This window comes from Nocardia sp. FBN12 (genome assembly GCF_054031145.1).
Window position 1 is genome coordinate 6,489,809 of record NZ_CM132926.1, and the last position, 16,055, is coordinate 6,505,863.

Sequence of the window (16,055 nt, forward strand, 5' to 3'; positions counted from 1 at the left end):
CGCGTGCCGGACAGCATCACCCCCGAAGATATTCCGGAAGCACTGGCGAAATTGTCGGCGGCGGGCCAGTCCGCGCCGCGTGTCGGTCGTGACCCGGTGAACCAGCCGATGATCCACAACTGGGTCGAGGCGCTGGGTGACACCAACCCGATCTACGTCGACGCCGAAGCCGCGAGGGCGGCAGGCCATCCCGGCATCGTCGCTCCGCCCGCCATGGCGCAGGTGTGGACGATGAACGGTCTGCGCGGAGTGCGCACCGCCGACGACCCACTCGGCCTGGCGACCCAGTTGCTCGACGACGCCGGTTACACCTCCGTTGTCGGGACCAACTGTGAGCAGACCTACCACCGCTACCTGGTGCCAGGGGAGGAGGTGACGGTTTCCAGCAGGCTGTCGGAGTTCAAGGGCCCCAAGCGCACCGGACTCGGCGACGGCTGGTTCCTGACCTTCACCACCACCTGGTCGGTCGGCGACGAGGTCGTCACCGAAATGCTGTTCCGCATCCTGAAATTCGCGCCGGCTACCGCCGCTGCGACGGATGAGCAGGCTTCGGCATCGCCCAGTGTCGCGCCCGCCGGTCGCGTCAGCCCCGTCATCTCCCGCGATACCGAGTTCTTCTGGGCGGGAACCGAAGTCGGTGAACTGCGCATTCAGCGTCTGCCCGACGGCACGCTGCGCCACCCGCCCGTTCCCGCGCTGTGGCAGGACAAATCGGAGACCTCCGACTACGTGGTCGCCGCGGGCACCGGCACGGTGTTCAGCTTCGTCGTGCACCACGCGCCCAAGGTGCCCGGTCGCGATCTGCCCTTCGTGGTCGCCCTGGTCGAACTCGACGAGGGTGTGCGCATGCTCGGTGAACTGCGTGGCATCGACTCCGCCGATGTCGCTGTCGACCAGCCTGTCCGCGTCGCCTTCGAAAAGCTCCCCGACGGCACCGTGCTGCCGTACTGGCAGGCCGTGTGATGACCACAAAGGACGCACCGATGACTCCCACCGTCGAACTCGCCACCCTCGCGGTGGGAACCACCTTGCCGCCGTTGGTGATCCACGCCGACCCCACGTTCGTGATCAGCACGGCCCTGGCCACCAGGGACTTCCAGGACGTGCACCACGACCGCGACAAGGCTGTCGAGCGCGGGTCGAGCGACATCTTCGTCAACATCCTCACCGACACGGGTCTGGTGCAGCGCTTCGTCACCGACTGGGCGGGTCCACGCGCGCTGGTCAAGCGGATCGCCCTTCGCCTCGGCGTCCCGCTGTATTCCGGTGACACCCTGACTCTGTCGGGCACCGTCACCGAGATCGACGGTGACCAGGTCACCATCGACGTGCACGGCATGGACAGTCTCGGCGAACACATCACCGCCACGGCCGTCGTCGTCCTTCCCGATCTGGAGCCGAAATGAGCACCACCTCAGCCGAATCCGCTGACCGCACCGGCCTTTCCGGTCGCGCCGCCATCGTCGGCATCGGTGCCACCGACTTCTCCAAGGACTCCGGGCGCAGCGAATTGCGTTTGGCGGCAGAGGCTGTCAGCGCGGCGCTGGCCGACGCGGGTCTCACGCCCGCCGATGTCGACGGCCTCACCACCTTCACCATGGACACCAACACCCAGGCCGCGGTGGCAAGGGCGGTCGGCATTCCGAGCCTGAAGTTCTTCAGCCACATCGGTTATGGCGGTGGTGCTGCCTGCGCGACGGTGCAGCAGGCCGCGATGGCCGTGGCCACCGGGGTGGCCGATGTCGTGGTCGCCTACCGCGCGTTCAACGAACGTTCCGGTGCCCGATTCGGTCAGTTCTCGCCGGCGCTGGCCGCCGCCCCCACCTCCTCGGGGATCGACGCGGGCTGGGCCTACCCGCAGGGTCTCGGCACGCCCGCCGCGCAGGTCGCGATGGTGGCCCGCCGCTACATGCACGTCACCGGCGCGACCAGTGCCGATTTCGGCGCGGTGGCGGTGGCCGATCGCAAGCACGCCGCGGTGAACCCCAACGCCTTCTTCTACGGCAAGCCGATCACCCTGGAACAGCACCAGGATTCGCGCTGGATCGCCGAACCGCTACATCTGCTCGACTGCTGCCAGGAGTCCGACGGCGGCGTCGCCATCGTGGTCACGAGCGCCGAGCGCGCCCGCGATCTCCCGCAGCGTCCGGCGATCATCGCGGCCGCGGCCCAGGGCAGCGGCGCCGACCAGTATGTGATGACCAGCTACTACCGCGATGCCATGACGGGCCTGCCGGAAATGGGTCTGGTCGGCGACCAGCTCTGGGCGCAGAGCGGCCTGACCGCCGCCGACATGCAGGCCGCCATCCTCTACGACCACTTCACCCCGTTCGTCCTGATGCAGCTCGAGGAGCTCGGCTTCTGCGCTCGCGGCGAGGCGAAGGAGTTCATCGCCGACGGCGCCATCGAGCTCGGCGGCCGTCTCCCGCTCAACACCCACGGCGGCCAGCTGGGCGAGGCCTACATCCACGGCATGAACGGCATCGCCGAAGCGGTCCGCCAGATCCGCGGCACCTCGGTCAACCAGGTCGACGCCCTGGAACGCATCCTGGTCACCGCAGGCACCGGCGTCCCCACCTCCGGACTAGTCCTGACGTCGTAACCTCTCGCTTGTAGGGCAGCACGTTCGCGAGTAGTGCGGCGCTTGCCGGGTTGAGGAGTCGAACCGCTCGGCGCGCCTCTCGTACGCTTTACCGGGTGACTCCCCGCCATCTGGTCGACGTGCACATCTTGCTGATCCGCGGTGACCAGGTCCTGCTGAGCCTGCGTCGCAGCGGTGACGAGTTCGATCACCGTTGGCACCTGCCGTCGGGGAAGCTCGAAGGCGGGGAGTCGGTGGCGGGGGCCGCGGTTCGCGAAGCCGCGGAGGAGGTCGGGGTCGACATCGATCCGGCCGCCTTGCGTCTGTTCCACGTCGCTCATGTAACCGCCCCGGGTCGTGACTCCCGGCTCGGTCTGTTCTTCCGCGTCGAGGACTGGCGCGGTGAACCTTTCAATCGTGAACCCGACAAATGCTATGCACTGCAGTGGTTTCCGCTGACCGCGTTGCCCGCCGACCTGATCGAATACACCGCCCTGGGATTGGCTGCCCTGAATTCATCCGCACCCTATTCCGAATTGGGTTGGCCGGGTTGATAGTTACGCCCGCTCGTCAGGAACTCGGCCAACGGTCTGGCGAGCTGGTCGGCATCGCCCGCCGATCCGGCCCGTAGCCCGGCGAACCGATCGAAGACGAGTCCTTCCAGCAGCGCGAGCAAGTCGTGCGCCGACTCGCGGGGATCGGCGGCGCCGAGGGCGTCGAATAGTTCGGTGGCGCGGTCGAGGGAGAACAGGCTGCCTGCCAGGCGGGCGTGTGGCTCCGGGTCGGACAGGACCTCGATGATCAGCGCGTGCCGGGCGATCAGCTCGTTGCGGCGATGGGTGAGCAGGTGCTCGAGCCAACCGGCGATATCGTGAGCGACCTGCACAGGGTCTGGCGGTCGGCTGTCCGGTTCATCTTGCGCGGCAATGAAATCCGCGCGCGATCGAGCGGTGATCCCGTCCGCCACCGCCTCGATCAAAGCTTGCCGCGTACGGAAGTAATACGAGGTCGAACCCGGTGGCAATGCCAGCTGGGCGTCCAGCGCGCGGTGCGTGAGCGCGCGGATCCCGCGGGTCGCGATGAGGTCGACTGCGCCCGTCACGATCTGCGCTCGCCGGTCTGTGGACATCGTCACCTCTCCTGGCCGTCAGCTCCGCCGGTCCTCTACAACTGTAGAGGACGAAAGAAGGTTCGCATGAAACCCGGCACCGTGGTGCTCGACCCCGCACAACAGGCGGCTCTGAACGCGCTCGCAGCACTTGTCCCGGTCGACCGGCACGTCGGACGCGGGCGGCGCGGCGGCAAGCGGGCGGGTCGCTCCGGTATCTATCTGCACGGACGCCCAGGTCGCGGCAAGACCATGGTGATGGATCGCTTCTTCGCCACGGTCGACACAAACCGCAAGCGCCGCTTCCACTTCCACAGCTTCTTCGCGGCCCTGCACACCAACGCCCACACCCTCGGCTCGATCGAACGCGCCATCGACGAGCTCCTCGGCGACGCCGACCTGATCTGCTTCGACGAATTCCACGTCACCGACATCGGCGACGCCATGCTGATCGCCCGCCTGCTCGACGCCCTCTTCGCCGACCACCGCACCCTCGTCGTCACCTCGAACTACCGCCCCGAGGACCTCCTGCCCAACCCCCTGTTCCACGACCACTTCCTGCCCTCCATCGAGCAGATCCTGGCCAACCAGAACGTCGTCACGCTCGACGGGCCGCTCGACTACCGCACCCGCACCACACGCCGTGACAGCGGCTTCCTCGCAGGCTGTTACGTGCTCACAGCGGCGTTTCCCCGCCCTCGCATCGGCGGCGAGCCTGCCGGATTCGGCGACGTCGGGCGGCCCGCTGTCGACGTGCCTCTCGGCAACGGCCGCACCCTCCGCGCCCACATCGCCGACGACACCATCACCGTCGACTTCCACGACATCTGCGCCGCCCCCACCAGTGCCTCCGACTACCTCCGACTCACCGAGCGCTACCGCCACTTGACCCTGCGCCAGGTCCCGCCACTGCGCGAGGTCCCACCCGACTGGTCCATGCGTCTGGTGAACCTCGTGGACGTCCTCTACGACGCCGATCTCCCGTTCACCATCCACGCCACCGAGCCCGCACACGACCTGACAGCGGGCGTCCCGGCGATCCCCGATCTGGCTCGCACCGCCAGCCGCCTCGGTGAGTTGCCATTAACTGGCGCGGTGAACGTTCGCACTGCTTAGCAAGCCCTTGATCCCGGGGGGACAATAAGAGGGGAGAGGTCCAAAAGCATCGATTTCCTCTCGAGCGGACCACTCGGCATGTAACTATGTGGCTGTTTTGTGCAGTCTCTGGGGTTTGGTGGTACAGCTGTGATCGGGGTGAATCAGCCCATAACGCGGGCGATTGTCGTGATCGCACTGGTCGTCGCTTCGACGATCGCGTTGCAGGGCACGCTGCCCGGCTCCGGCGAGACTTCGACCGGAGCCCCTTCCCCACTGCTCATCGCCGTGATGCCGGTATTGCTGCTGGTCTCGATCGTCATCCTGGTCGCGGGCGTGATCGCCAGCCAGCATCGGCTGCCCCTTGCGATGCCGGAGGCCGAGCGCGACGCGCTGCCGCGCATCCAGTGGCGCCGGCTCGCACTGCTGGTTCCGATCGCCGTCGCCGCGGTCGCGCTGATCTTCGCCGGTGGCGTCACCGCGCTGTTCCTGCTGCCCGGCGCCCGCCCGATGAGTCCCGCCTCCGAGACACTGACCGAGGGTTCGGGCCCGGTCCCCACCACCGATACCCATGCCGCCGACCCGACGACCGGGCCGACGGAACTCACCGGTACCGCCCTGGTGATCGCCGCGGTCCTGGCCATCGTGCTGATCGTGGTCGCGCTGCTCGGCCTGATCGTCGTCGCGGTGGCCGCGCGCCGCGAACCGGCCTCCGCCGTGCCCGTCGAGGACGAGCCGTCTCCCAGCGAAGTCGATTCCCTCACGCGCGCAGCCGAAATGGGCCTCGCCGCGATGAACGCCCCTGGCCAGGACCCGCGCACCGCCATCATCGCCTGCTATGTGGCGATGGAGCGCGGCCTGTCCAGCGACCGCGCCGCCCGCCCGCTCGCCTCGGACACCCCGATGGAAGTACTCGCGCGAGCGTTCGAAAGTGGTGTGCTGCACGATGCTTCGGCCCGCGAGCTGGTCGCGCTGTTCGAGGAGGCGCGGTTCAGCCCGCACTCGATGCTCGAATGGCAGCGCATGCGCGCCGAACAACTGCTCCGCATCGTGCTCACCGATCTGCAGCATCGGTTGGTGACGGCATGAGCGGTCAGCGCCCGGAGGCGGCAGCTCGCGTCACCACGCAGGGCGCCCGAGCATGCCAGGAGGGCGCAGCGTGAGTCGGACTTCGGTGATTGTCACGGCCGTGCTCGCGGTCGCTGTGATCGAAGTGGCGTTGGTGCGGCTGGATCGTGACTCGGTGCTGCTCGCGGTCGCCGTTCCGGTGGCCGTGGCGCTCGCGATGCTGGTCTGGTCGCTGCGCCACCGGGTGATTCGCGAGGAACCGCTCACCGAATACATCGACAACGGACCGGCGGAGATGCTCGGTCGCTGGCACGCGCGCGCCGAGATGCTCACCGCCCGCGCCGACGGCACCCGCGCCGACTGGGACCGCCACCTGCGTCCCTTGCTCGCCAAAGAGTTCGAATTGTCCACCGGGTTGAGGGTTTCCAAGAATCGCCGGGCCACCGAGGCCGCCGGTCAGCTGCAGTTCGGTCCCGAACTGTGGCGCTGGGTGGATCCGGCGAACTCCGCGCTGCGCGATCAGATCGGTCGCGCACCGGGTAGAGAGGCGCTGGATGAGATCCTGCGCCGTTTGCAGACGATGTGAGGGGTTAGAGGCCACCGATGACAATGCCGTTGAACGTGACCGTCCAGCGCTCCGATGCCGTGCTGCGCGAACTGGGCCGGGTCGTGGTCGGCAAGCGAGATGAGATGCAGCTCATCATGATTGCCGTGCTGGCCGGCGGGCACGTCCTCATCGAGGACCTGCCAGGTCTCGGAAAGACCCTGATCGCACGGTCTTTCGCGGCCGCGCTCGGACTCGACTTCACCCGCGTGCAGTTCACGCCCGATCTACTGCCCGCCGACCTGCTCGGGTCGACGATCTATGACATGGCGTCGGGCCGGTTCAACTTCCGGCGCGGTCCGGTGTTCACCAATGTGCTGCTCGCCGACGAGATCAACCGCACTCCGCCCAAGACCCAGGCCGCGCTGCTGGAGGCGATGGCCGAGGGTCAGGTGAGCATCGACGGTGAAACCTTCCTGCTCCCACAGCCGTTCGTGGTGCTGGCCACCGACAACCCGATCGAGTACGAGGGCACCTACCCGCTGCCGGAGGCGCAACTCGACCGCTTCGCCATTCAGCTGCGCCTCGGCTACCTCTCCGAGGCCGACGAGACGCAGATGATCCGGCGCAGGCTCGAACGTGGTTCCACCGCACCGCAGGTCGGCCAGGTGGTCGACGCGCAGGGGCTGTTGGAAATGCGTCAGTCGGTCGAATTCGTCACCGTGCATCCCGATGTGGTGAGTTACGTCGTCGCCCTGGCCTCGGCCACCCGCAGTCATCCGCAGGTGGAAGTCGGTGCCAGCCCGCGTGCCGAACTCGACCTCGTGCAGATGTCGCGGGCGAGGGCGCTGCTGCTCGGCCGCGACTACGTGATCCCCGAAGACGTGAAAGCGCTCGCGGTAGCGGCGATGTCGCATCGCATCACCCTGCGCCCCGAGATGTGGGTGCGCCGGATCCGCGGCGAAGACGTCATCACCGAACTACTCCGCCGGCTACCGGTGCCCCGCGCCACAAGCACATGAAGCATCGCGACGAATCCAGAACGGTCGAGGTCGACCTCCGGTGGCGGCCCGCGCCGCTGGTGTTCATCCTGGCCGGCTGCGCGGCAGCGGCGCTGGTCGTCGCGGTGCTGCTCGGACAGTGGCAGCTGGTCGTCTTCGCCGCCCCGATGCTCGGTGTGCTCGCCACCGCGCCGTGGCAGCAGGCGCCGACCAGAGTGCAGGTCGACGGCAGCGGCACCGTTCGCTGTTTCGAGAACGAGGTGATCGGTTGCAGCGCTGTCGCTTTCGTGGAGAGCGGGCACGCGCTGCTGCGGATGACGGCCATGCCGATGCCGGGCCTGGAGATCGAGGTCGAGGAATCCCATGATTCCGGCGGTGCCCCCGCTGGCATGCGGCTCGGGCTCTCGGCCACCCGCTGGGGACGTTATCCGGTGCAGGTCAAGGTCTCGGCGCTGAGCCCGGCCGGTCTCGCGGTCGCGACCACCGAGCTGCCCGCCGCCAAGCTCTACGTCTATCCCATCGCCGACCCACAGCGAATGCGCTTGCCGCGCACCGAACTTCCCGATCGCATCGGCACCCACCTGACCCGCAGGCACGGCCCCGGCGTCGAATACGCCGATATCCGCGCCTACGCGCCGGGCGACCAGTTGCGCACCGTCAACTGGCCGGTGAGCGCACGGCGCGGCAGGCTCTACGTCACCCAGCGCTTCACCAACCGCTCCGCCGACGTGGTCGTCATGGTCGACACCTCCCAGCAGGCGCCCGGCCCGGCCAGCGCGTCACTGGAACTCTCGGTGCGCGGCGCGGCCCAGGTGGTGCAGTCGACCCTGCAATCCGGCGACCGCACCGCTGTGGTCTGCCTCGGCGAATCGCCCCGCTGGCTGCGCCCCGATATCGGCCGCAGGCAGTTCTATCGCATCGTCGACACCGTCCTCGGCGTCGGTGACGAACACGTCGAGACCACCGGCACCCTCGCACCGCACGCCGCCGTCCCGATCGGCGCGATCGTGGTCGCCTTCTCCACTCTGCTCGACACCCAGTTCGCGCTGTCCCTGATCGACCTGCGCAAACGCGGCCACGTGGTGGTCGCGGTCGACGTCTTGCGCGGCACACCCTTCGAGGACGGCCTCGACCCGACCATGGCCAAGATGTGGCAGCTCGAACGCGCCTCGATGTACCGCGACATGGGCACCGTCGGCGTCGACATCATCGCCTGGCCCGAAGGCACCCGCCTCGACCAGGCCATGCGCCTGCTGCCCGAACACCGCCGAGCCGTCCGGGTGCGCCGATGACCAGATTCCTCGCCCTGCTGGCCGGTCTGCTCCTGGTTGCCGCGGTCGCACTGATCAACCCCATCGCCGGGGTGGCGTCGCTGGCCCTTGTCATCGCGAGCTGGTGGTGGCGCCCCGCCTCGGTCGGCGCCGTCCTGATCGCCATCGCCGCCCTGGCACTCGCCGATGTCGGCGTCATAGCCTCAGCGGCAACAGGTTTGGTGGCCACCACCTACTTGCTGAACGCCGCCGTCCTGCACGCCCCCGAAGGCGTAGTGCCCACCACCATCCCCTCGGTCGGCGGCGCGGTCCTGTTCACCATCGCCGCCGCCACCGCCGCGATGGTCCCCGTCCAGCTGATCTGGGCGCCGCTGGCCGCCCCCATTCTCATCGTCGCGATCTACGCGCTCCTGGTCAGCGGCCTCTCGGCCAAAGGCCCCACCGTCGAAGAGATCCGCATCGAGTAGGACTCGCCTCAGGCGGGATCCTTGACCAGCACCGCGCGGGTGTAGAGCAGGGTGAAGCCCTGGGACTGGGCGTTGCGCTGGGACTTCGAGCCTGGCTCGGTGGTGATGACCGCGAGGTCGCAGTCGGTCGCGGATGCCGCGCTGAGGCGGGCGGCGAGGAGCGCTGTCTGGACACCCTTTCGGCGGTGTTGCGGCCGGGTAGCCGCCCCGCCGAGCACGGCGATGCCGTCGATCACCCGGAGGGTGGCACCGCCCGCGGGCTCGCCTGCGCGGTAGGCCACGTAGCGGTGGGAGCTGCCGGTCGGGGTCAGGTCCCGGATCGCAATGGCGAGGATGTCGCGCGGGAAATCTTCGTGAGCGGGGAGACCGTCACCGTCAGGGTGGGCGAAGCCCTCGACGACGATATCGAGCCAGGTGTCGAACCCGCCCTCGTCGTCGCGGCGTACGTCGACCGACGTCGGAATCGGCCAGGTACGTCCCCGCGGACGCAGGCCGAGCACGTTCTCGAACGACATCAATCGGTACCCGCGCGCGGTCAGGTCTGCCCCGATCCGCGGGTCGGCGAGATGTGCCAACTCCACCTGAACGGGCGCTCCCACCTCGGCATAGGCCGCTTCGACCGCCGCCCACTGCGCGGTCGAAGGCACTGCGCCGAACCCCACTCCCGCCACCTTGTTCATGGGCGAGTTCGGCCCCGCGAAACACGCTGCGCCACCGGCGATCTCTCGCGCGAACCCAGGCCCGCCGGCTCGATCGAGTCCCGCGCGCACGCCGCTGACGATGACGCCGGTCTCCATCCGCTCGATCCGCGCGGCCATCTCGGAATCACAGAACAACGCTGCGGAATCTTCGCTCATGCGTCAGTTATATCGCCACTGTCCAGCGAGTTTCGGAGACCTCAGCGCTCCGGCCGCCAGGGGATCCGGCCGTTGCCGTCGCCGGTGGGTGACCGGTTCTCGGACCAGTCCCACAGGGGCTGGAGGGATTCGGCGAGCAGGGCGCCCTCGGTGGTGAGTTCGTAGGCCCCGCGTTGGCCGTTCTTGCGGATCAGTGCCGCGGACTGGAGTTGCTGGAGCCGGTCCGAGAGCATGCTCGACGAGCAGTTGCCCATGCGTCGGCGCAGGTCGAGGAAGCCGAGCGGGCCGGGCTCGAGTTCCCAGATGACGCGCAGCATCCAGCGTTGGCCGAGTAGGTCGATCGCGGCCAGGATCGCTGGTGGTGGCTCGTCGCCGGTTGCGCTTCTCATTCAGAAGCACGATAGTTGCTTCTGAATGAGAAGCGTTATGACCGGTCGGGGATGTGACGAGGAGATCGACGATGGATTCGACAACGCGGCGGATCGTGCTGGTGACCGGCGCCTCGCGGGGGATCGGGGCGGAGGCGGCCGCGCAGTTCGGGGCGGCGGGAGCGCATGTCGTCGTGAACTTCCGGGAGAAGCGCAAGCGGGCAGAGGATGTCGCCGGCGCGATCGTGGCGGCGGGTGGGAGTGCCTCGGTGCTCGGTGCCGATGTCTGCGATCCGGCGGCTGTCGAGTCGATGGTCGAGGAGATCGGCCGGACATTCGGTCGGCTGGATACCTTGGTGCTCAACGCTTCCGGCGGGCTCGAACGGGATGCCGATCCCGGGTACGCGCTCCGGCTCAACCGGGACGCGCAGGTGAACCTGGCGACGGCGCTGCTGCCGCTGATCGCCCAGGGTGGCCGGATCGTGTTCGTGACCAGCCATCAGGCGCACTTCATCCACGAGAACGGCGACGTGCCAGCGGGTTACACGCCGATAGCGCGGAGCAAGCGGGCCGGCGAGGACGCGCTACGAGCGCTGATGCCCGAATTCCGGGAGCGCGGAATCGGTTTCACGGTGGTGTCCGGCGACATGATCGACGGGACGATCATCGTCCGCCTGCTGGAACGGCGCGACCCCGGCAGCGTCGAGTCCCGCCGCGCGGCGGGCCCTCTGCCGACGGTCGAGGATTTCGCGCGGGTGATCGTTCGGGCAGGCACCGAATCGGGCGCCGACGGCCACACGTACTACGTCGGCGGCGACGACTACCTCGCCGCCGGTGCGCTCACGAGGTGACCACGATGTGGGCCCGGCACGCCGAACGGCGTGACCCGGGTGCCGGGTCACGCCGTCAGGAGGGTCCGCTTCAGGCCGAGGCGGTGACCGAAGCTTCGCGCTGGAGTTCCAGGGCGATGTCGATGAGCTGGTCTTCCTGGCCGCCGACGAGCTTGCGCTTGCCTGCGCGGACGAGCATTTCGGCGGCGGAGACGCCGTAGCGTTCGGCCTGGCGTTCGGCATGGCGCAGGAAGCTGGAGTAGACGCCCGCGTAGCCCATCATCAGGGCTTGGCGGTCGAGCAGGCATTCCGACGGCATGGCCGGGCGGACGACGTCCTCGGCGGCGTCGGTGACGGCGAAGAAGTCGACGCCGGTCTTGATACCGAGCTTGTCGCAGACGCCGATGAAGGCTTCGACCGGCAGATTGCCCGCGCCCGCGCCGAAACGGCGAGCCGAGCCGTCGATCTGGGTGGCGCCCGCGCGCACGGCGTAGACCGAGTTCGCCACGGCGAGGCCGAGGTTCTCGTGGCCATGGAAGCCGACCTGGGCGTCGTCGCCGAGTTCGGAGACCAGGGCGGAGACACGGTCGGAGACCTGCTCGAGAACGAGCGCGCCCGCGGAATCGACGACGTAGACGCACTGGCAGCCCGCGTCGGCCATGATGCGGGCCTGCTTGGCCAGGTTCTCCGGGGTGGTGGAGTGGGCCATCATGAGGAAGCCGACGGTCTCGAGGCCGAGTTCGCGCGCGAGACCGAAGTGCTGGATCGAGACATCCGCCTCGGTGCAGTGGGTGGCGATACGGCAGATGGACGCGCCGTTGTCCTGGGAGACCTTGATGTCTTCCTTCACGCCGACGCCCGGCAGCATGAGGAAGGCGATCTTGGCCTGCTTGGCGGACTCGGCGGCGGCCTTGATCAGCTCCTGCTCAGGGGTTTTCGAGAAACCGTAGTTGAACGAGGAACCACCGAGACCGTCACCGTGTGTCACCTCGATCACCGGGACGCCCGAACCATCAAGGGCGGCAACGATATCGCGCACCTCGGCCACGGTGAACTGGTGACGCTTGTGATGCGAGCCGTCGCGCAGCGAGGTGTCGGTGACCCGCACATCGAGTTCGCCCGAGAAGGGCTTGAGGATATTGCTCATGGTCGAAACTCCTTACACCCGAGCCGAAGTGATCTGGTCGGCCAGCACGTCACCCACGCGGGTGGCGGCGGCGGTCATGATGTCGAGGTTGCCCGCGTACGGCGGCAGGAAATCGCCCGCGCCTTCGACCTCGACGAAGATCGACACCTTCGCCATGCCACCGGAGATCACCGACGGGTCGTCGAACTGCGGATCGTTGAGTAGCCGGTAGCCGGGAACGTACTGCTGGATCGACTTCTCCATGGCGAAGATGCTCTCGGCGATGGCGTCTCGATCAGCGTCCTCGGGAATGGCACAGAAAATGGTGTCGCGCATGATCATCGGCGGCTCCGCCGGGTTCATGATGATGATGGCCTTACCGCGTTGCGCTCCGCCGATGGTCTCGACACCCTTGGAGGTGGTCTTGGTGAACTCGTCGATGTTCGCGCGAGTGCCCGGACCGGCCGATACCGAGGCCACCGACGCCACGATCTCGGCGTAGGCCACCGGCACGACACGCGACACCGCCGCCACCATGGGAATGGTGGCCTGGCCACCGCAGGTGATCATGTTGACGTTGCGCGCGTCCCGCAGCGAATCCAGGTTCACCGCGGGGATCACGGCCGGGCCGACCGCGGCCGGGGTGAGGTCGACGGCGCGGATGCCCGCGGCCTCGTATTTCGGCGCGTACGCGCGGTGCACGTAGGCGGAGGTGGCCTCGAACAGCAGATCCGGCTTCTCGTCGAGGGCGAGCAGCCAGTCCGCGCCTTCGGCGGAGGTTTCCAGACCCAGTCCGCGTGCCCGCTTCAGCCCCTCCGAATCCGGGTCGATGCCGATCATCCAGCGCGGCTCGATCTTGTCCGAGCGAAGCAGCTTGTAGAGCAGGTCGGTGCTGATGTTGCCGGACCCCACGATCGCGGCGGTGACTTTGCTGGTCACGGTGTACTCCTTGGGAAGTTCAGCTGAAACGCAGACGGACAGAACCGAGCCCGGAGAACTCGGCATGGAAGTCGTCACCGGGACGGGCGTCGATGGCGCGGGTGCAGGAACCGGGCAGCACGATGTCGCCCTTCTTCAACCGCACCCCGAAGGTCGCGACCTTGCGCGCCAGCCACGCCACGGCGATCACCGGATCGCCGAGCACCGCGTCGCTGCGGCCCTCGGCGATGACCTCGCCGTTGCGGGTGAGTACGGCGTCGATCGCGGTGATGTCGATGTCGCCGGGTGCGACGCGCTCCTTGCCGAGCACCCACCCGGCCGAGGAGGCGTTGTCGGAGATGGTGTCGGTCAGGCCGATCTTCCAGTCCTTGATGCGTGAGTCGATGAGTTCGATCGAGGGCGCGTACGCGACGGTCGCGGCCAGCACATCGGCTTCGGTGCAGTCCTCGCCGGGCAGATCGGCGCCGAGCACGAATCCGACCTCGACCTCCACGCGCGGCAGCAGGAACTTCGAGGTGTCGACGGGGACATCTTCGAAGACCTCCATATCGGCGAGCAGGTGACCGTAGTCGGGCTCGTCGACGCCCATCATCTCCTGCATCGCCTTCGACGACAGTCCCACCTTGTGTCCGACGACCCGAGCACCGGTGCGCAGCCTGCGCTGGATATTGAGCAGCTGGATCTCGTAGGCATCGACCACATCGATGTCGGGGAACCGGTCGACGAGGGGCGCCACGGCGACCCGGTCGTCTTCGGCGCGGGCGAGTTCGTCGGCGAGTTGAGTTCGTACCGCGTCAGGCAGCACGCGGACCTCCTTGGCAGCACGGCATGGGTCGGACAGGACGTTCCAGACCTCAAAACTGTAACTGGTTTCGCCTGACGACGTCACCGGTTCACCTGACCATACAACGCGACTACAGGTGATTTCTATAACACGTTCCACTTTGTCTAGGGCAAACGATGAAGCCCGCTGGAACAAGTTCTACTTTCGGCTGTCAAACTTCGAAGCGCTTCTATAACGTGTTCTATATGAGTGATCGGGAATACGATGTCGTGGTCGTCGGGAGCGGCGCCGCCGGGATGACCGCGGCTCTCGCCGCGGCCCACAAGGGACTGAGCGTGGTGGTGCTGGAGAAGGCCGCGCACTACGGCGGGTCGACGGCCCGATCCGGCGGTGGCGTCTGGATTCCGGGCAACAAGGCGTTGCTCGCCTCCGGCCGCCCCGACGACCGCGAGGCCGCGCGCACCTATCTGCACAGCATCATCGGCGACGTGGTGCCCGCCGAGAAGATCGACACCTATCTCGATCGTGGCGCCGAGGCGTTCGACTTCGTCCTCGACCACACCCCGCTGAAGATGAAGTGGGTTCCCGGTTACTCCGACTACTACCCCGAGGCGCCGGGCGGGCTCGGCCAGGGGCGTTCGTGCGAACCGACGCCGTTCAACGGCAAGGTGCTCGGTGCGGAACTGGCCAATCTGGAACCGCCCTACGCCAAGGCGCCGCTGAACGTGGTCGTCATGCAGGCCGACTTCGTGCGGCTCAACCTGATCCGCCGTCATCCCAAGGGCGCGATGCGGGCGCTGCGCGTCGGCGCGCGCACCTACCTGGCCAAGTGGACCGGTAAGCATCTGCTCGGCATGGGCCAGGCCATCATCGCCGCCATGCGCAAGGGCCTGCTCGACGCCGGCGTGCCGGTGCTGCTCAACACCCCGCTCACCGACCTGGTGGTCACCGACGGCAAGGTCACCGGGGTCGAAGCCACCGTCGACGGCAAGCCGGTCGTCTTCACCGCGCGCTTCGGAGTGGTCCTCGGCGCGGGCGGGTTCGAGCACAATGCCGACATGCGGGCCAAGTATCAGCGGCAGCCGATAACCACTGAGTGGACAACAGGGGCCGCGGCCAACACCGGCGATGGCATCGTCGCGGGTATGGCAGCGGGTGCGACGGTCGGATTCATGGAGGACGCCTGGTGGGGTCCGACGATCTTCAAGGGCGGCAAGCCCTGGTTCGCGCTGGCCGAGCGCAACCTGCCCGGCACCATCATGGTCAACGATCGCGGCGAGCGGTTCGGCAACGAATCGGCTCCGTACGTCGAGGCGGTGCACACCATGTACGGCGGTGAGTACGGTCAGGGCGCAGGCCCCGGCGAGAACGTGCCGTCCTGGCTGGTGTTCGACCAGCGCTACCGCAACCGCTACATCTTCGCGGGACTGCAACCAGGACAGCGCTTCCCGTCGCGCTGGATGGAGAACGACAACATCGTCAAGGCCGACACGATCCAGGAGCTGGCCGAGCGCATCGGCGTGCCCGCCGACAACCTGACCTCGACGGTCGAGCGCTTCAACGGCTTCGCCGCCGCGGGCAAGGACGAGGACTTCGGCCGCGGCAACAGCCACTACGACCGCTACTACGGCGACCCGACCGTGAAGCCGAATCCGTGCCTGGCCGAACTGTCGCAGGGCCCGTTCTACGCGGCGAAGATGGTGCCCGGCGACCTCGGCACCAAGGGTGGCCTCGTCACCGACACCGCCGGACGCGTGCTGCGCGAAGACGATTCCGTCATCGACGGCCTCTACGCCGCGGGCAACACCAGCGCGCCGGTGATGGGCCACACCTACGCGGGGCCCGGCGCCACCATCGGCCCCGCGATCACCTTCGCCTACCTGGCCATTCTCGACATCGTCGCCAAGAAGTCGACCGACTCGACGAAGACCAGCGCATGAGCGTCAGCCCGACGATCACGATCGGCTACCTGGCGGTCATCGACGTCTCGACTGGGTCGGCGGACGAGGCCGACGC

General features: G+C 67.8%; 18 protein-coding genes. 12 read left to right on the top strand and 6 right to left on the bottom strand.

Translation table 11 applies throughout. The annotated features are described in order from the left end of the window. Positions 1-3: 3 nt before the first annotated feature. The 4 genes from ACWZHB_RS30580 (at position 4) to ACWZHB_RS30595 (ending at position 3,135) form a co-directional block, all read left to right on the top strand. The gene (locus ACWZHB_RS30580) at positions 4-963 is read left to right on the top strand and encodes a bifunctional MaoC family dehydratase N-terminal/OB-fold nucleic acid binding domain-containing protein (protein WP_427905199.1); all 960 of its coding nucleotides are present in this window, start codon (positions 4-6) and stop codon (positions 961-963) included. 20 nt (positions 964-983) lie between these two features. Further along, positions 984-1,406: a MaoC family dehydratase gene (locus ACWZHB_RS30585; protein ID WP_427905200.1), complete on the top strand. Its 423-nt coding sequence runs from the start codon at positions 984-986 to the stop codon at positions 1,404-1,406. Beyond that, a complete protein-coding gene (locus ACWZHB_RS30590) occupies positions 1,403-2,602 on the top strand; it encodes a lipid-transfer protein (RefSeq protein WP_427905201.1) in 1,200 nt (399 codons plus the stop codon). The genes ACWZHB_RS30585 and ACWZHB_RS30590 overlap by 4 nt, the downstream gene beginning before the upstream one ends. A 95-nt stretch (positions 2,603-2,697) precedes the next feature. Next, positions 2,698-3,135, top strand: a complete 438-nt coding sequence (locus tag ACWZHB_RS30595; RefSeq protein WP_427905202.1) for an NUDIX hydrolase — start codon at positions 2,698-2,700, stop codon at positions 3,133-3,135. Here the strand turns inward: ACWZHB_RS30595 and ACWZHB_RS30600 are convergent. Further along, on the bottom strand, positions 3,108-3,710 hold the full coding sequence (locus ACWZHB_RS30600; protein WP_427905203.1) for a TetR/AcrR family transcriptional regulator: 603 nt from the start codon (positions 3,708-3,710) through the stop codon (positions 3,108-3,110). The genes ACWZHB_RS30595 and ACWZHB_RS30600 overlap by 28 nt on opposite strands. Positions 3,711-3,776: 66 nt before the next feature. Between ACWZHB_RS30600 and zapE the strand changes: the two genes are divergently transcribed. The 6 genes from zapE to ACWZHB_RS30630 all read left to right on the top strand — a co-directional run bounded on the left by zapE (position 3,777) and on the right by ACWZHB_RS30630 (position 9,135). Continuing rightward, positions 3,777-4,805, top strand: coding sequence for a cell division protein ZapE (zapE, locus tag ACWZHB_RS30605; protein WP_427905204.1), 1,029 nt, complete (start codon positions 3,777-3,779; stop codon positions 4,803-4,805). A 138-nt stretch (positions 4,806-4,943) separates the two neighbouring features. Next, the gene (locus tag ACWZHB_RS30610) at positions 4,944-5,873 is read left to right on the top strand and encodes a DUF4129 domain-containing protein (protein ID WP_427905205.1); all 930 of its coding nucleotides are present in this window, start codon (positions 4,944-4,946) and stop codon (positions 5,871-5,873) included. A 70-nt stretch (positions 5,874-5,943) separates the two neighbouring features. Continuing rightward, positions 5,944-6,438 carry a hypothetical protein gene (locus ACWZHB_RS30615; RefSeq protein WP_427905206.1) on the top strand — a complete coding sequence of 165 codons (495 nt, stop codon included), beginning with the start codon at positions 5,944-5,946 and terminating at the stop codon, positions 6,436-6,438. A gap of 17 nt (positions 6,439-6,455) precedes the next feature. Then, positions 6,456-7,418: an AAA family ATPase gene (locus ACWZHB_RS30620; protein WP_427905207.1), complete on the top strand. Its 963-nt coding sequence runs from the start codon at positions 6,456-6,458 to the stop codon at positions 7,416-7,418. Continuing rightward, positions 7,415-8,689: a DUF58 domain-containing protein gene (locus ACWZHB_RS30625; RefSeq protein WP_427905208.1), complete on the top strand. Its 1,275-nt coding sequence runs from the start codon at positions 7,415-7,417 to the stop codon at positions 8,687-8,689. Before ACWZHB_RS30620 ends, ACWZHB_RS30625 begins: the two co-directional genes overlap by 4 nt. After that, positions 8,686-9,135 carry a hypothetical protein gene (locus ACWZHB_RS30630; RefSeq protein ID WP_427905209.1) on the top strand — a complete coding sequence of 150 codons (450 nt, stop codon included), beginning with the start codon at positions 8,686-8,688 and terminating at the stop codon, positions 9,133-9,135. The genes ACWZHB_RS30625 and ACWZHB_RS30630 overlap by 4 nt, the downstream gene beginning before the upstream one ends. An 8-nt stretch (positions 9,136-9,143) precedes the next feature. Here ACWZHB_RS30630 and ACWZHB_RS30635 read toward each other — a convergent pair whose 3' ends face one another. Together ACWZHB_RS30635 and ACWZHB_RS30640 are read right to left on the bottom strand one after the other, a co-directional pair. Next, complete coding sequence (locus tag ACWZHB_RS30635; protein ID WP_427909358.1) at positions 9,144-9,971, bottom strand: GNAT family N-acetyltransferase; 828 nt, start codon at positions 9,969-9,971, stop codon at positions 9,144-9,146. 62 nt (positions 9,972-10,033) lie between these two features. Continuing rightward, entirely contained in the window at positions 10,034-10,381 is a 348-nt protein-coding gene (locus ACWZHB_RS30640; protein ID WP_427905210.1) for a winged helix-turn-helix transcriptional regulator, read from the bottom strand. Between the two features lie 71 nt (positions 10,382-10,452). Here ACWZHB_RS30640 and ACWZHB_RS30645 point away from each other — a divergent pair, with 71 nt between their 5' ends. Further along, the gene (locus ACWZHB_RS30645) at positions 10,453-11,211 is read left to right on the top strand and encodes an SDR family oxidoreductase (RefSeq protein WP_427905211.1); all 759 of its coding nucleotides are present in this window, start codon (positions 10,453-10,455) and stop codon (positions 11,209-11,211) included. A gap of 70 nt (positions 11,212-11,281) precedes the next feature. Here ACWZHB_RS30645 and dmpG read toward each other — a convergent pair whose 3' ends face one another. The 3 genes from dmpG to ACWZHB_RS30660 are packed head-to-tail and all read right to left on the bottom strand — an operon-like array spanning position 11,282 to position 14,060. Beyond that, positions 11,282-12,337, bottom strand: a complete 1,056-nt coding sequence (dmpG, locus tag ACWZHB_RS30650) for a 4-hydroxy-2-oxovalerate aldolase (RefSeq protein ID WP_427905212.1) — start codon at positions 12,335-12,337, stop codon at positions 11,282-11,284. A gap of 12 nt (positions 12,338-12,349) precedes the next feature. Continuing rightward, positions 12,350-13,255: an acetaldehyde dehydrogenase (acetylating) gene (locus ACWZHB_RS30655; protein ID WP_427905213.1), complete on the bottom strand. Its 906-nt coding sequence runs from the start codon at positions 13,253-13,255 to the stop codon at positions 12,350-12,352. A 19-nt stretch (positions 13,256-13,274) separates the two neighbouring features. Continuing rightward, the gene (locus ACWZHB_RS30660) at positions 13,275-14,060 is read right to left on the bottom strand and encodes a 2-keto-4-pentenoate hydratase (RefSeq protein WP_427905214.1); all 786 of its coding nucleotides are present in this window, start codon (positions 14,058-14,060) and stop codon (positions 13,275-13,277) included. A 224-nt stretch (positions 14,061-14,284) separates the two neighbouring features. Here ACWZHB_RS30660 and kstD point away from each other — a divergent pair, with 224 nt between their 5' ends. After that, positions 14,285-15,979 (top strand): 3-oxosteroid 1-dehydrogenase, encoded by a 1,695-nt coding sequence (gene kstD, locus ACWZHB_RS30665; protein ID WP_427905215.1) that lies wholly within the window; start codon positions 14,285-14,287, stop codon positions 15,977-15,979. The last annotated feature ends 76 nt before the right edge of the window (positions 15,980-16,055 follow it).

What these genes read in the sequence shown, in the direction of transcription:
- ACWZHB_RS30585 (WP_427905200.1), top strand. Translation starts at nt 984, where the DNA reads ATGACTCCCACCGTCGAACTCGCCACCCTCGCGGTGGGAACCACCTTG.
- ACWZHB_RS30590 (WP_427905201.1), top strand. Translation starts at nt 1,403, where the DNA reads ATGAGCACCACCTCAGCCGAATCCGCTGACCGCACCGGCCTTTCCGGT.
- ACWZHB_RS30600 (WP_427905203.1), bottom strand. Translation starts at nt 3,710, where the DNA reads ATGTCCACAGACCGGCGAGCGCAGATCGTGACGGGCGCAGTCGACCTC.
- zapE (WP_427905204.1), top strand. Translation starts at nt 3,777, where the DNA reads ATGAAACCCGGCACCGTGGTGCTCGACCCCGCACAACAGGCGGCTCTG.
- ACWZHB_RS30620 (WP_427905207.1), top strand. Translation starts at nt 6,456, where the DNA reads ATGACAATGCCGTTGAACGTGACCGTCCAGCGCTCCGATGCCGTGCTG.
- ACWZHB_RS30625 (WP_427905208.1), top strand. Translation starts at nt 7,415, where the DNA reads ATGAAGCATCGCGACGAATCCAGAACGGTCGAGGTCGACCTCCGGTGG.
- ACWZHB_RS30630 (WP_427905209.1), top strand. Translation starts at nt 8,686, where the DNA reads ATGACCAGATTCCTCGCCCTGCTGGCCGGTCTGCTCCTGGTTGCCGCG.
- ACWZHB_RS30640 (WP_427905210.1), bottom strand. Translation starts at nt 10,381, where the DNA reads ATGAGAAGCGCAACCGGCGACGAGCCACCACCAGCGATCCTGGCCGCG.
- ACWZHB_RS30645 (WP_427905211.1), top strand. Translation starts at nt 10,453, where the DNA reads ATGGATTCGACAACGCGGCGGATCGTGCTGGTGACCGGCGCCTCGCGG.
- dmpG (WP_427905212.1), bottom strand. Translation starts at nt 12,337, where the DNA reads ATGAGCAATATCCTCAAGCCCTTCTCGGGCGAACTCGATGTGCGGGTC.
- kstD (WP_427905215.1), top strand. Translation starts at nt 14,285, where the DNA reads ATGAGTGATCGGGAATACGATGTCGTGGTCGTCGGGAGCGGCGCCGCC.